Below are 13,477 nucleotides of genomic sequence, written 5' to 3' on the forward strand. Positions count from 1 at the left end.
GAGGATCCCGGCCGCTCAGCCGCGGTCGGGATCGTACGGTGGGACGTCACGGCCCGGCTGGTAGTGAGGGCCCTGCCGGATGTGCCGCACGACCAGGAACAGGTCGACGGCCACGACGACCAAGAGCACCCCGCACGCGACGGCCCAGCCCGTCCGGCCCACCATCGCGAAGGCGATCGTGCCGCCGGCCGTCCAGATGAGACCCCAGACGCCGAGCCAGAAACGCATGCGCAAAGGACTGCGCGCGGTGACGGGTTCACTCCCAGTACGCATCGGCATCACATCTCCCTCTCCAGGATGCACCTGTCATGCCTGCCCGTTCCTCGCGGACACCCGCTCTCCTCCCGACACCCGCTCTCCTCCGTCAGCGGCGATGACTTTTCGTGCCCGCGGCGGTCTGACTGTGTGAAAGCGCTACGGAGACCGAAGCGCCGACGCACCCCATCACCGCTCGCACGAGGAGACAGACATGTCCGCCGGTACCTCCGCCACGCCCACCTCCCTCGCGTCCGCTTCTGCTGCTTCCGTCGCTTCCGGCGGCACGGTGGCAGTCGCAGGGCCGAGCAGGCGCACCCATCTCGCCGTACGCACGCTGCAGATCGTGCTCGCGCTGTTCTTCGCCGTCGCGAGCGCCGGTCCCAAACTCGTGGCCCACTCGTCCGCGACGGAGGGATTCGACAGAATCGGCTACGGCGACTGGTACATGTACCTGGTGGGCGGTCTGGAACTGGCCGGCGCGGTGGCCCTGGTGATCCCGATCCTTTCGGGGGTCTCGGCCCTTGCCCTCATGGGGCTGATGATCGGCGCCTTCGTGACTCAGGTGACCGTGTTCGACGGGGAGAACGCCTTGACTCCGGTCATCTTCTTCGCACTCCTCGCCGTCGTCGCGGTGGTCCGCCGCCGCCACAACGCCGAACTCGTGGCCTTTGTACGTGATCGCTTCTGAGGGCGACTCCCGGCCGGACGCGGCCACATCCGGCCCCGCAGGGGGCGCCGGATGTGGCCGCGTCCGGCGTTGTGGCGGCGACCCCATGTGCGTGAGGGGTGGATATCGCCCGACTGGGCATAACGGTCATACTGTGGTATTTGATGACCCCGGTATTCGATGACCGCCCCGGACGACGAGGGGGTGCCCCGATGATCGAGGAGCTGGCGGTGGCCGGCGTGGCAGTGGCGACGGGGCTCGTGGCTTATGCGATGGCCGCAGCGCGCATCGTCAAACAGTACGAGCGTGGTGTGGTCTTCCGTCTGGGGCGTCTGCACGGCGAGGTGCGACGCCCGGGATTCACGATGATCGTTCCGGCCGTCGACCGGATCCGCAAGGTCAACATGCAGATAGTGACCATGCCCGTACCGGCCCAGGAAGGCATCACCCGGGACAACGTCACGGTGCGCGTCGACGCGGTCGTGTACTTCCGCGTGATCGACGCGGCCAACGCGGTCATCGAGGTCGAGGACTACCGCTTCGCCGTCTCTCAGATGGCACAGACCTCGCTGCGTTCCATCATCGGCAAGAGCGACCTGGACGACCTGCTCTCCAACCGCGAAAAGCTCAATCAGGGCCTCGAGCTGATGATCGACAGTCCGGCGGTCGGCTGGGGCGTCCAGATCGACCGCGTCGAGATCAAGGACGTGTCGCTGCCGGAGACCATGAAGCGCTCGATGGCACGCCAGGCGGAGGCGGATCGCGAGCGGAGGGCCCGCGTCATCAACGCGGACGCCGAACTCCAGGCGTCCAAGAAGCTCGCGCAGGCGGCGGGCGAAATGTCCAAGCAGCCCGCGGCGCTCCAGCTGCGACTGCTGCAGACCGTGGTGGCAGTGGCGGCTGAGAAGAACTCCACGCTGGTGCTGCCGTTCCCCGTGGAGCTGCTGCGCTTCCTGGAGCGGGCCGCGCCGCAGCCGGGCGAACCGGGCGATGCAGGTCGACAGGCGCCGCACAGGCGGCAGGGCGAGGTGGACGGCGCGGGCCCTGTGACCTCGCCCGAGGTGGAGGCCGCGGCTGCCGAAGCCGTTCTGCCCACGGCGGCGGGAATCGGTGAGGACACCGCAGCGCCCGGTGCGCTGCCGGCCGACGAAGTGCCGCCGATGGTGACGGGAGGCGGCGAGGACGCCGCGCAGGACGCTTCACGGACCGATTCCTCGCGGGTCGGCGACGTGCCGCCCATGGTGCCGTGACCGGTGCGCGGTCGGCTGACCCCGCACCGGCCGGCGCACCGTCGTGCGACGGCTCCTCGGCGCCGTGCTTCTCCCGCCTGATCAGAGGTGACGGTCCGAGGCCGCCTCGCGTCGCGTCCGCGGCGGCAGCTCCGCACTCGCGGCGCCTCGTGGCGGGTCGGCGGCGGGGTCCGGTCACGTGCTGACGTGCCGGAGACGGACGCGGCTCTACATGGCGGCGCGTCGGCGTCGGAGCCAGGTCGGTGCTCGTGCCGGAGCACAACGCAGTCCGCCTCGGCGCGGACGGATCCCGCGGCTGCCCCGGGGCCGGGGCCGCCGAGGACAGAAAGGCCAGGTCACACGACCGCGTCGCCTCCAGTGTCAGACCCCGCCCGTAAGGTCGTTCATGCGAAGTCGGCAGTCGGCACTCACGGGAGAGGAGGGACGCGGTGATCCCGGTCATGGGCTCAGGCACTAAGGCGGTGACGGGGACGGGCACGGCACCCCTCCGGGCCGTCGCCGCCGTCTTCCTTCCTGCCGCGCTGCCCCGCGACGGCCGCGTCGCCTTCTGGGACCCGGACGGTCGTGCCCTCCCCGGAGCGGACGACGAGATCACGGTCGTCCGTCCGGACGGCACGGACCGCCCTGACGGGCCCGATGGCCCCGATGTCCGCAGCGCCACCGTTCCCGCCGTCGTCATGACCGTCGCGGACGCCGCCCCGCTTCTGATCGCCGCCCGGCGGGACCCGGCAGCCCACCCGGCCGCCGCCTGCTGGGGCGCGGCCGTTCTGCATGCCCTGCACCTCGTCGCCCGCGGCAGGCTGCTGCCGGGACTGACACCGTCCGACCACGACGCCTGGCGCGCCGGGCCGCTGGACGCCGATGACATCGCACAGCTGCGAGCCATCGCCGCTGCCATGCCGTACGAGGCACACGCCGTTCCCGTCGACGACTCCCCGCCTCTGCGGCTGCCCGAGCCCGAGGCCCTGGTGCGTGCCTTGTTCGATGCCGTGGCCGACAGCCTGCCGCGGACGCCGGCCGCCGAGTTCGCGGCGGGCGCGCCGTTCGCGGCCGCTGCGCCGCAGCATCTGCCCGGGGCGCGCGAATGGGCCGCCGAGGCGGCGGCCGGCATGGACGCGGGCGTCCGTGTCTCCCTGCGTCTGGACCTGTCCGCCTACGAGTTCTTCGACACCACCCCGGACGGCGGCGCCGAGCGCAACGCGGCAGCGGCTGTCGTCCAGGTGCACAGCCTCGCCGACCCCACTCTCATCATGGACGCGGCCAGGCTCTGGGCGGGGGCCGGCGACGAGCACTTCGGACCGCGCGCCCGGATCGACACAGTCCTGGCGCTGCGCCGCGCGGCCCGTGCCTGGCAGCCGCTCGCCCGGCTGCTCGAGCGGGACGTGCCCGACGTGCTGCCGATGACAGAGGACGAGCTGTATGAGCTGCTCGGACCGGGCGCCGCCCGCCTGGACGCGGCGGGAGTGGCCGTGCACTGGCCGAAAGAGCTCGCGCGCACGCTCACGGCCGCTGCCGTCGTGCGCTCCGCGCCCGGTTCCGCCACCGACGGCACGCCCTTCTTCGACAGCGAGCAACTGCTCGCCTTCAACTGGCAGCTGGCGCTCGAGGGAGAGCCGCTGACGGAGGGCGAGATGGACGCGCTCGCCGAGTCGCACCGCCCGATCGTGCGGCTGCGCGATCGGTGGGTCGTCGTCGACCCCGATCTCGTGCGCAAGGCGCGCAAGAGGGAGCTCGGCCTGCTGGAGCCGGTCGACGCGCTGGGGGTGGCTCTGACCGGTACGGCGGAGGTCGACGGGGAGACGGTGGAGGCCGTGCCCACGGGCGCGCTGGCCGCCCTCCGCGACCGCCTCACCGCCGCGACAGCCCCCGTAGAAGCACCCGATGGCCTGCGCGCGACCTTGCGGGACTATCAGCTACGGGGCCTGGCCTGGCTGGACCTCATGACCTCGCTCGGCCTCGGCGGCTGCCTCGCCGACGACATGGGACTCGGCAAGACCGTCACCGTGATCGCCCTGCATCTGCGCCGGGCACACACCGCGCCGACACTCGTCGTCTGCCCGGCGTCACTGCTCGGCAACTGGCAGCGGGAGATCGCCCGCTTCGCCCCTGACGTGCCCGTACGGCGGTTCCACGGCGCCGGCCGCACCCTCGACATGCCGGACGGCGGCTTCGTCCTGACCACGTACGGCACGATGCGCAGCAGCGCGGAGCAACTCGGCTCCGGGAGCTGGGGGATGGTCGTGGCCGACGAGGCCCAGCACGTGAAGAACCCGTTCTCCGCGACCGCCAAGGCACTGCGCACTATCCCCACCTCCGCCCGCGTGGCCCTCACCGGCACTCCTGTGGAGAACAACCTCTCCGAGCTGTGGGCGCTGCTGGACTGGACGACCCCGGGGCTCCTAGGCCCGCTCAAGGCCTTCCGCTCCCGCCACGCCCGCCTCGTGGAGAACGGTGAGGACGACGACGCCGTGGAGCGGCTCGCCCGGCTCGTCCGCCCGTTCCTGCTGCGCCGCAAGAAGTCCGACCCGGGCATCGTGCCCGAGCTGCCGCCGAAGACGGAGTCGGACCATCCGGTGCCGCTCACCCGTGAGCAGGCGTCCCTGTACGAGGCCGTGGTGCGGGAGACGATGGCGGCGATCGAGGCCGCGGAGGGCATCGCGCGCCGCGGCCTGGTGATGAAGCTGCTCACGGCCCTCAAGCAGATCTGCAACCACCCCGCCCAGTTCCTCAAGGAGTCCGGCGCGGGCCGGGGCACCGGGGCCGAATCCCTGAGCGGGCGAGACAGCCGGTCCGGGGGTGGTGGCCCGTCCGTCCGGCTGGCCGGCCGCTCGGGAAAGCTGGCGCTGCTCGACGAGCTGCTCGAGACGATCCTGTCCGAGGACGGCTCCGTGCTCGTCTTCACGCAGTACGTCTCCATGGCCCGTCTGCTCTCCGCGCACCTCACCTCCCGCGCGATCCCGAGCCAGCTGCTCCACGGCGGGACACCGATCGCCGAGCGCGAGCGCATGGTCGACCGCTTCCAGTCGGGCGAGGTGCCGGTGTTCATCCTGTCGCTCAAGGCGGCGGGCACCGGGCTGAACCTCACGAGGGCCGGTCATGTGATCCACTACGACCGCTGGTGGAACCCGGCCGTCGAGGAGCAGGCGACCGACCGCGCCTACCGCATCGGCCAGACGCAGCCCGTGCAGGTCCACCGGCTCGTCACCGAGGGCACGGTCGAGGACCGCATCGCGGAGATGCTCGCCTCCAAGCGCGCCCTGGCGGACGCGGTGCTGGGATCCGGAGAGGCGGCGCTGACCGAGCTCACCGACCGTGAACTGGCCGACCTCGTCTCCCTGCGGAGGCCCTCATGACCCCCCGCGCGCACGGTGGCCCCCGCTCCCGGCCGGGAGCACCGGCCGGAAGCCTCCACGACGACCAGCGCCGGACGTTTCCCCCGATGGAACCGCTCGCAGGCGACGAGGCGGCCACGACATGGTGGGGCAACGCCTGGGTGGAGGCGCTCGAGGACACCGCCCTCGACCCCGCCCGTCTGGTCCGTGGCCGTGCCTACGCCGCCCGGGGCCACGTCGCCGCGATCACGGTGACGCCCGGAAAGGTCATGGCGTACGTCCAGGGCAGCCGGCCCCGGCCGTACCGCACGGAGATCCGCCTGCGTACGCTCACCGACGACGACTGGGACGACTTCCTCGCCGCGGCGGCGGCACGGCCCGACCACATGGCGGCGCTCCTCGACAAGGACGTCCCCCAGACGCTGGCGGCCGCCGTCGAGCTGCTGCCGGCGCCCGGGGACCTGATCCCCGACTGCTCCTGCCCGGACGACGGCTACCCCTGCAAGCACGCCGCCGCGCTCTGCTACCAGACCGCGAGGCTGCTGGACGAGGACCCGTTCGTGCTGTTCCTGATGCGCGGCCGGGGCGAACGGGAGATCCTCGCGGCGCTCTCCCGCCGAAACGCGGCCCGTTCAGCGGCCGAGCACACCGCTGCCGCAGCCGCGGCCCCGCAGGCCACCGTGCCCGCGAGCGAGGCCCTCGCCCCCGGCACGGTACGGCCGCCCCTGCCGCCGCCCTTCCCGGCACCGCGGCGTGCGGGCCGCCCTCCGGCCTACCCGCACGCGCCGGGCGCCCCCGATCCGCTCGCCCTGGACCTGCTGGCCTGCGAGGCGGCCGCCCGCGCCCACACCCTCCTCACCACCGGCCGCGACCCCGTCGCGGCGCTCACCAGGTGGCAGGACGCCGTCCGGCTGGCAGCCGCCCATCCCGGCTCCGGACTGACCGCCTCCACCCGCGCCCTCTACCGCGACCTCGCCGCCGCGGCCGACCGCACGCCCACCGACCTGGCACGCGCCGTTGCCGCGTGGCGTCAGGGCGGTCCGGCGGCCCTCTCCGTGCTGGAGGAGCCGTGGGATCCGCCCGCCGGCCCCTTCGACCGGGCGCGCCCCGCCCTGGCCGCCGCGGACTTCCCCGGCTTCAGACCCTGGCGCAACCAGCTCTCCACCCGCTCGCTCCAGCTGAGGCTCGGCCGTGACGGCCTCTGGTACGGGTACGAGTCGGATCCCGATCGCGAGGACTGGTGGCCGCGCGGAACCCCCGACACCGACCCGGTCGGAGCGCTCGCCGCGCTGTTGGGCAGGTGACGGCGCAACGGACGCCGAGTGACGCGTGGCGGACGGTCGCCCGAGGACGGCGTCAGAAGTCGGCCAGTGTCGGTTCGTCGAGCCTGGCGACCGAGTCCTGGCCGTACGCGGCGACATACGCGTCACGGATCCTTTCGATCTGTGGGTCGCGGGTACGGGCCTCGGCCGCCGGATACAGCAGGATGAGTTCGTACGAGCGCTCCCGCTCGATGACGCCGTTGGAGTCCCGCCACTGGCCGCGGCCCTCCTGGATCGTCAGACCGTCGGGGAAGTGGGGCGTGACGCTGCGGTCGACGAACGTCATGAACTGCGCGTCCGTCACGTCAGGTCCGCCGTCCGGCCGTTCCGTGCCGAAGAACAGCCGGGACTCGAGGTACGCCTCACCATGCGCCGCCCCCGCTGCCGTCGCACGGGGCTTCGCGGTCCCTCCGTCGTCCAGCGTCGCCTGCGCGGCCGGTGCGCCGACGGTCAGCGCGGCGACCGCCGCGGCGACGACGGCGAGCAGCGTGCGCCGGGTCCGGTTCTGATGCTGCCTCTGGTCCTGGCGCTGCACGAAGGTCGGCACGGTTCGAAATCCTTTCGTGGAGTCGTGGCCGGGCGGCCGCCGGTGCAGCTCACTGTGGCCACCAGCAGGCCCGTTCGCCCGCCCGGACACAGGCTTCGACCGGATTCCACCCGCACGAGGACCGCCGCGATGGCGGCCGGAGCAGGGGACGCACGGGGCAGGCCGGCCGGCGGCGCCGGGGAGCCGGGCGGAGAAGCCGGGTAGGACGGGACGGACGGATCCTGGACGTCGACAGAGGAGCACCGGGATGACTTCAGCGGAGCGTGCGGACCGTCCACCGGCGGCGGATCTCGTGATCGCCGGGTGCACGGTGATGGTTCACGACGAGGACGGCCGGATCGACTTCGTGGACGACGCGGCGGTCGTGGTCCGTGACGGCGTCATCGACGCCGTCACCACGGCCGCGGCCGTCGCGGATCTCCCCGCCACCGAACGCATCGACGCCAAAGGCCAGTTGGCCATGCCCGGGCTGATCAACTGCCACACCCACACGCCGATGGTCGCGCTGCGCGGCATCGCGGAGGATCTGCCGGTGGAGGAGTGGTTCAACGACTGGATCTGGCCCATCGAGTCCAACCTGACGGAGACGGTCGTCGAACTGGGCGCCCTGCTGGCCTGCGCGGAGATGATCAGCGACGGCGTCACCACCTTCGCGGACCACTACTTCGCCATGGACCGGGTCGCCGCCGCGGTCACCCGGAGCGGCATGCGGGCGAACCTGGGCTGGGGCTACTTCTCCAGCCAGGGCGCGGAGGGACGCGAGCGTTCCCTCGACTTCGCCCTTCGCGCGGCCGGCGCGGCGGACGGCCGGATCACCACGTCCCTCGCGCCGCACGCCCCGTACACAGTGGATGACGAGGACCTCGCCGCCACCGCGCGGCTCGCCCGCGACCACGGGCTCATGGTCCATCTGCACGCGGCCGAGAACAGGGCTCAGACCGACCGCAGTGTCGAACGGCACGGGCTCACACCCGTCGAAGTGCTGGAGCGGGCCGGGCTGCTGGAGACCGATCTGCTCATCGCGCACGGCACCGGGATCACGGACGGGGACCTCTCGGTGCTGCGGCGCGCCACGGGCCGGATCGCGGTCGCCACCGCGCCGCGCGGCTACCTCAAATTCGGCTGGGACACGACACCGATCCGGGCGCTCGCGTCGATCGGCCTTCCCGTGGGGCTGGCCACCGACGGCGCCGCCTCCAACAACACCCTCGACGTGTGGGAGTCCATGACGCTCACCGCGCTCGTACAGAAGTCGACGGAGCGTGACCCGGCCTGGCTGACCGCACGGCAGGCGCTCGACCATGCCACCGCACAGAGCGCGCGGGCGCTGGGACTCGACGACCGCATCGGGGCGCTGGCACCGGGCAGGCGGGCGGACCTGATCCTGGTGGACCTCACCGGACCGCACACCCAACCCCTGCACGACCACGCGGCGACCCTGGTGCACAGCGCGCGCTCCTCGGACGTACGTACGACGGTCGTGGACGGCAGGGTGCTGATGCGCGACCGCCGTCTGCTCACCCTCGACGTGCCCGCCATCACCGCCGAACTGGCCAGTGAGCTGCCCGCTTTGACGCGACGGCGACAGGGCCGGCGTATTCAGGAGTACGACGGCCAGTAGGGCCGGAAGGAGTGGAGCCCTTCGAAAGTTCGCACACTCGATGGGGTGAATGCCTCGTTCAGCAGAACCGATGCGGCCGCACGGCGTTAATTCCGGTGCGGGCGAGTGTCCCGCGGGTTTCTCTTCTGAAGGCAGGCAACCATGAGGCAGGTTCACCGAAAGGGCCTGGCGACCGTGATGCTCACGGGCGGCGCGCTGGCCATGGCCACCGGCTACGCCCAGGCGGACTCGGGTGCGCACGGCGTCGCCGCCGGCTCGCCCGGCGTGCTCTCCGGCAACGGGGTCCAGGTTCCCGTCCACGTCCCGGTGAATGTGTGCGGCAACACGGTGAACGTCGTCGGACTGCTCAACCCGGCGGCGGGGAACTCCTGCGTCAACGAGTCGCACGGCGAGAACGGCGGCAAGGGCGGCAACGGCGAGCACGGCAGCGAGGGCGGCTCGCACGGCGGCGGCACGGGCGCCCACAACGGCGGCGGCGCACACGCGGACGGCGAGACGGCCGGATCGCCCGGCGTCCTGTCCGGCAACGGCGTTCAGCTCCCCGTCGACGTGCCGGTCAACGTGAGCGGCAACTCCGTGAACGTCGTCGGCATCGGCAACCCCGTCACCGGCAACACCTCGGTGAACGACTCCGCCGAGCCGCCGGCCGAGGAGAAGCCCACCACCCCGCCGAAGGCCACGGAGTCCGAGCAGCCGGCCGCGCCCGAGGCGCCGGCGCCCGCCCCGCAGTCCGCCGGGTCGTCCCTCGCCCACACCGGATCCGACGAACTGGCGTTCGCGGTGCCCGCCGGCGCGACGATGATCCTCGGCGGCCTTGTGCTGTACCGCCGGTTCCGCCCCTCCCAGGGGTCCTAGGGCCTGCCCGGAGCGGGGGACCCGGAGACCATTCCGGGCGGCCCCGGATCCGGCTCCTGGGGCAGGGGCCTTTGAGGCTCCGCGGCGTCCTGCGCGGGCCCCGTCTCGTCCGGGAGCCGTCTCCAGGACGCCAGCACGGCATCGATCTCCCCGGCCAGCCGGGCGCGCGCCTCTTTGCGGGCCACGCCCGCCATCAGGAGGGCGTCGTAGCCCGTGTCGAGGTGCCGCACGGACGCGCGCACGGCGGCCGTGACGGCTCCCTCCTGCAGGGAGCGGCCGGCCGCCGTGCGGCCCACACGCCCGCTGCCCCGGGCGGAGGCGTGGGCCGCGATCCCGGCGGCGCGCTCCTCGGGGCAGCCGGGGAACAGCTTCCGTATCCGCGCGGCCAGTTCGGCGGCGAAGCGGACGTCCGCTGCTGCCCGGCGGGCAGCGTCCCGCTCCCGGCGCCGGCGCCGGGCATCCGCGTCGGCGAGGCACGCCGACTCCGCGCGGGCGAGCGCGGACTCCTCGACGAGCAGCCCTTGGCGCTCGTAGCGGCCACGGCGGCGGTTGTGACGGATCACCACCGCCCACAGGGCACTCGCCTCCCTCGCCCGCCGGGTCAGCGCGGCGTCGCCCCGGGGCAGAAACACGAGATGGCCGAGATCGGCGCAGTCGAGACAGACCGGAACGCCGGACTCGAGAAGATGCATCGGCAGCGGGCCCCTGCGGCACTCGGCGCAGTGCCTGCCCTTGAGCGGCTGGATCACCACCAGGTCCATGTCCCGTTGGTACCCGGCGGATACGCTCCGATCCCATGACGCTCAACTGTGCAGTACTCGACGACTATCAGGATGTCGCGCTGTCCATGGCCGACTGGTCATCACTCGAGGGCAGCGTCGAAGTGCGCTCGCTCCACGAGCACTTCGGCTCCGAGGAAGAGGTGGCCGCGGCGGTCGGCGACTGCGAGATCCTGGTCGTGATGCGCGAGCGGACGCCCTTCCCCGCGTCCCTTCTCGACCGGCTGCCGCGTCTGCGGCTCCTGATCACCTCGGGGATGCGCAACGCGTCGATCGACCTCGCAGCCGCGGCCCGCAACGGTGTCACCGTGTGCGGCACCGCCAGCAATTCGGAGCCGCCCGCCGAACTGACGTGGGCGCTCATCCTCGGACTGGCGCGCCATGTGGCCACGGAGAGCGGCGCCCTGCGCGAGGGAGGCCCGTGGCAGTCCACGGTCGGCGCGGACCTGCACGGTCGTACGCTCGCGCTTCTCGGCCTCGGAAAGATCGGTGCGAAGGTCGCCGCGGTCGGCCGGGCCTTCGGCATGGACGTCCTGGCGTGGAGCCAGAACCTCACCGAGGAGAGAGCCGCCGAACACGGCGTCCGGCGGGCCGGGTCGCTCGGGGAACTGCTCGAGGCCGGCGACTTCGTCTCCGTACACCTGCAACTCGGCGAGCGCACACGGGGGCTGATCGGCGCCGGGGAACTGAAGCGGATGCGGCGGACCGCCTACCTCGTCAACACCTCACGGGCCGCGATCGTCGATCAGGAGGCCCTGGTGCTGGCCCTGCGCGAGGGCTGGATCGCCGGCGGCGGGCACCGACGTCTTCGAGGAGGAACCGCTGCCCGCCGACCACCCGCTGCGCACGGCCCCGAACTTCCTCGGCCTGCCCCACCTCGGCTACGTCACCCGCCGCAACTACGAGGGGTACTTCAGGGAGGCGGTCGAGGACATCGCCGCCTATCTCGCGGGCAGCCCCGTCCGTACCCTGGCGGTGCCCTCCTGACGCGTTCCGTCCGGATCAGGCCGGGACCCGGACGGAAGTCCTAGCGCACCCCGGGCGCCGCCGCGCCGATGAACTCCGACAGGGTCTCCCGTGCCTGTTCGGACCGGAGCGAGCGGTCCGCTTCGTCGGGTGCCTCGTGCAGACAGTTGGTGAGCTCGAACGCGGATGCCGCCAGTGCCAGGGCCTGCGGGTCGTCGCACACCAACTGGACCCGGATCAACGCCTGATGGGCGCTCGAACGCAGTCGGTACGAGTCGATGCGGGCCTCCTCCGCGACGGTGCTGCCCGGCGTCTCCAGCGCCCGGTGCCAGCGGTCGTTCTGGCCGCGGCGGTAGTCGACGAGCGCGCCGGCGAAGGCGCTGTACGCGGAGATCCGTTCCTGGCGCAGCTGCTCCGCCCGCGCGAGGACCGCGGTGCGTTCCGCGGTCTGGCGCTGGAAGAAGTGGGTCGCCACCGACCCGAGCAAGGTGCCGATGACCGCGATGAGCGCTGTCCACATGTGGTGCTCCCGGACTTGATATGTCGTGCGAGGGTGTGTGGCTCAGCGCCGGTTTGTTCGCCGGCTCCGGGCACGAGCGAATCAGATCACCGCAGTGGAGAGACGCGTCAAGTCCTCGGTGACGCCCTACTTCCGGTAACCACTTGATAGCTTGAGGCGTTTGCCGGAGCGATGACTCGGAGGGGACCGGCCATGCGTGGCTTCACGGTGATGGGCAAGCGGTTCGACGTACGTACGGCGCTGGTTCTGACGGGCTGCATGGCGGCGCTGGCGGTCGTCCCGTCCGCCGCGAACGCGACCCCCGGCAGCGGCGTCACGGGGACGGTCCTGGCCCAGGGCACGTCCGGCGACTCGCTGAGGATCACGGCCAAGGGACGCACGGATGTGGTCGTCCGCACCCTCACCATCGCCCCCGGCGGCACGACGGGGTGGCACCATCACCCCGGCCAGGTCCTCGCCGTCGTCCGGTCGGGCACGCTGACCCGCACACTGGACGACTGCTCCCTCGAGGTCACCGGTCCCGGCGGCGCGATCCTGGAACCGGCGGGCGCCCGCCATCGCCACCTCGGACGCAACCTCGGCACCGAACCGGTCGTCCTGTACGTGACGTACTTCCTGCCCGCGGGCAGTCCGCTCTCGGTGGACGAGGACGCGCCGGACTGCGCGGCCGGATAGCCGGCCGCCGCGCCGGGCCGGTCGGTGAGGATGGGTGTGTGCGACTCGAACCGATCACCTGGGAGCGGCTGGCCGAGAACCTGGCCGAGCGTGTCCTGAGAACGACCGCCGCCGACGGCAGCCCCTGGCTGCGCGTCGGTGTGGACGGTGCCCCGGCGTCACGTCCCGGCGAGCTCGCGGAGCTCGTCGGCGAGGCGCTGCGGGTGCGGGGGCGGGGTGTCGTCGTGGTGGGCACCGGCGGGTTCCTGCGGCCCGCTTCGCTCCGTTACGAGTACGGGCGCGAGGACCCCGACAGCTACTACAACGGCTGGTTCGACACGGGCGCGCTGTGGCGTGAGGTCTTCGGGCCGCTGGAAGCCGGCGGCAGCGGACGGGTCCTGCCCGATCTGTGGGACCCGCTGACGGACCGGGCGACCCGCAGCGCGCACGTCGAACTGCCGCCCGGCGCGGTGCTGTTGCTGCACGGTCCCTTTCTGCTCGGTCACTGGTTCCCGTTCGACCTGACCGTGCATCTGAGGCTGTCTCCGCCCGCGCTGGAACGCCGCACGGAAGAAGGCGAGCGCTGGACGCTTCCGGCGTACGCCCGGTACGAGGGAGAGGTCGGACCCGGTGACGCGGCGGACATCCTCGTACGGGCGGACGATCCACGGCATCCGGCCTGGTCGGCTGCCTCCTGACCCCGCCG

General features: G+C 72.4%; 12 protein-coding genes and 1 pseudogene. 9 read left to right on the forward strand and 4 right to left on the reverse strand.

What is annotated here, in order from left to right; translation table 11 throughout:
• Nucleotides 1–15: 15 nt before the first annotated feature.
• The gene (locus ACTMTU_RS17450; RefSeq protein WP_441264385.1) at nt 16–273 is read right to left on the reverse strand and encodes a DUF6343 family protein; all 258 of its coding nucleotides are present in this window, start codon (nt 271–273) and stop codon (nt 16–18) included.
• 196 nt (nt 274–469) lie between these two features.
• On the opposite strand from ACTMTU_RS17450, the gene ACTMTU_RS17455 reads away from it, so the two are divergent.
• From ACTMTU_RS17455 to ACTMTU_RS17470, 4 genes are all read left to right on the forward strand, one after another.
• Nucleotides 470–946 carry a DoxX family protein gene (locus ACTMTU_RS17455; RefSeq protein WP_441264386.1) on the forward strand — a complete coding sequence of 159 codons (477 nt, stop codon included), beginning with the start codon at nt 470–472 and terminating at the stop codon, nt 944–946.
• 191 nt (nt 947–1,137) lie between these two features.
• A complete protein-coding gene (locus ACTMTU_RS17460) occupies nt 1,138–2,175 on the forward strand; it encodes a slipin family protein (RefSeq protein ID WP_441264387.1) in 1,038 nt (345 codons plus the stop codon).
• A gap of 440 nt (nt 2,176–2,615) precedes the next feature.
• Nucleotides 2,616–5,528 carry a DEAD/DEAH box helicase gene (locus tag ACTMTU_RS17465; protein ID WP_441264388.1) on the forward strand — a complete coding sequence of 971 codons (2,913 nt, stop codon included), beginning with the start codon at nt 2,616–2,618 and terminating at the stop codon, nt 5,526–5,528.
• The gene (locus tag ACTMTU_RS17470) at nt 5,525–6,811 is read left to right on the forward strand and encodes an SWIM zinc finger family protein (RefSeq protein WP_441264389.1); all 1,287 of its coding nucleotides are present in this window, start codon (nt 5,525–5,527) and stop codon (nt 6,809–6,811) included. Before ACTMTU_RS17465 ends, ACTMTU_RS17470 begins: the two co-directional genes overlap by 4 nt.
• A 52-nt stretch (nt 6,812–6,863) precedes the next feature.
• Here ACTMTU_RS17470 and ACTMTU_RS17475 read toward each other — a convergent pair whose 3' ends face one another.
• The gene (locus tag ACTMTU_RS17475; protein WP_441264390.1) at nt 6,864–7,376 is read right to left on the reverse strand and encodes a DUF3574 domain-containing protein; all 513 of its coding nucleotides are present in this window, start codon (nt 7,374–7,376) and stop codon (nt 6,864–6,866) included.
• A 247-nt stretch (nt 7,377–7,623) separates the two neighbouring features.
• Between ACTMTU_RS17475 and ACTMTU_RS17480 the strand changes: the two genes are divergently transcribed.
• Together ACTMTU_RS17480 and ACTMTU_RS17485 are read left to right on the forward strand one after the other, a co-directional pair.
• The gene (locus tag ACTMTU_RS17480) at nt 7,624–8,997 is read left to right on the forward strand and encodes an amidohydrolase (protein WP_441264391.1); all 1,374 of its coding nucleotides are present in this window, start codon (nt 7,624–7,626) and stop codon (nt 8,995–8,997) included.
• Nucleotides 8,998–9,138: 141 nt separating this feature from the next.
• Complete coding sequence (locus tag ACTMTU_RS17485) at nt 9,139–9,852, forward strand: chaplin (protein WP_441264392.1); 714 nt, start codon at nt 9,139–9,141, stop codon at nt 9,850–9,852.
• Here ACTMTU_RS17485 and ACTMTU_RS17490 read toward each other — a convergent pair.
• Nucleotides 9,849–10,613 carry a DUF2293 domain-containing protein gene (locus tag ACTMTU_RS17490; protein ID WP_441264393.1) on the reverse strand — a complete coding sequence of 255 codons (765 nt, stop codon included), beginning with the start codon at nt 10,611–10,613 and terminating at the stop codon, nt 9,849–9,851. The two genes, ACTMTU_RS17485 and ACTMTU_RS17490, sit on opposite strands and share 4 nt — an antisense overlap.
• A 35-nt stretch (nt 10,614–10,648) precedes the next feature.
• Between ACTMTU_RS17490 and ACTMTU_RS17495 the strand changes: the two are divergent.
• Nucleotides 10,649–11,618, forward strand: a pseudogene (locus tag ACTMTU_RS17495) (D-2-hydroxyacid dehydrogenase family protein).
• A 40-nt stretch (nt 11,619–11,658) separates the two neighbouring features.
• Here ACTMTU_RS17495 and ACTMTU_RS17500 read toward each other — a convergent pair.
• Complete coding sequence (locus ACTMTU_RS17500; protein ID WP_441264394.1) at nt 11,659–12,117, reverse strand: hypothetical protein; 459 nt, start codon at nt 12,115–12,117, stop codon at nt 11,659–11,661.
• A 192-nt stretch (nt 12,118–12,309) separates the two neighbouring features.
• Between ACTMTU_RS17500 and ACTMTU_RS17505 the strand changes: the two genes are divergently transcribed.
• Entirely contained in the window at nt 12,310–12,792 is a 483-nt protein-coding gene (locus tag ACTMTU_RS17505) for a cupin domain-containing protein (protein ID WP_441264395.1), read from the forward strand.
• Between the two features lie 38 nt (nt 12,793–12,830).
• On the forward strand, nt 12,831–13,469 hold the full coding sequence (locus tag ACTMTU_RS17510; protein ID WP_441264396.1) for a uridine kinase: 639 nt from the start codon (nt 12,831–12,833) through the stop codon (nt 13,467–13,469).
• Nucleotides 13,470–13,477 lie beyond the last annotated feature (8 nt).

Source organism: Streptomyces sp. OZ13 (assembly GCF_052068155.1).
Classification (GTDB): Bacteria; Actinomycetota; Actinomycetes; order Streptomycetales; family Streptomycetaceae; genus Streptomyces.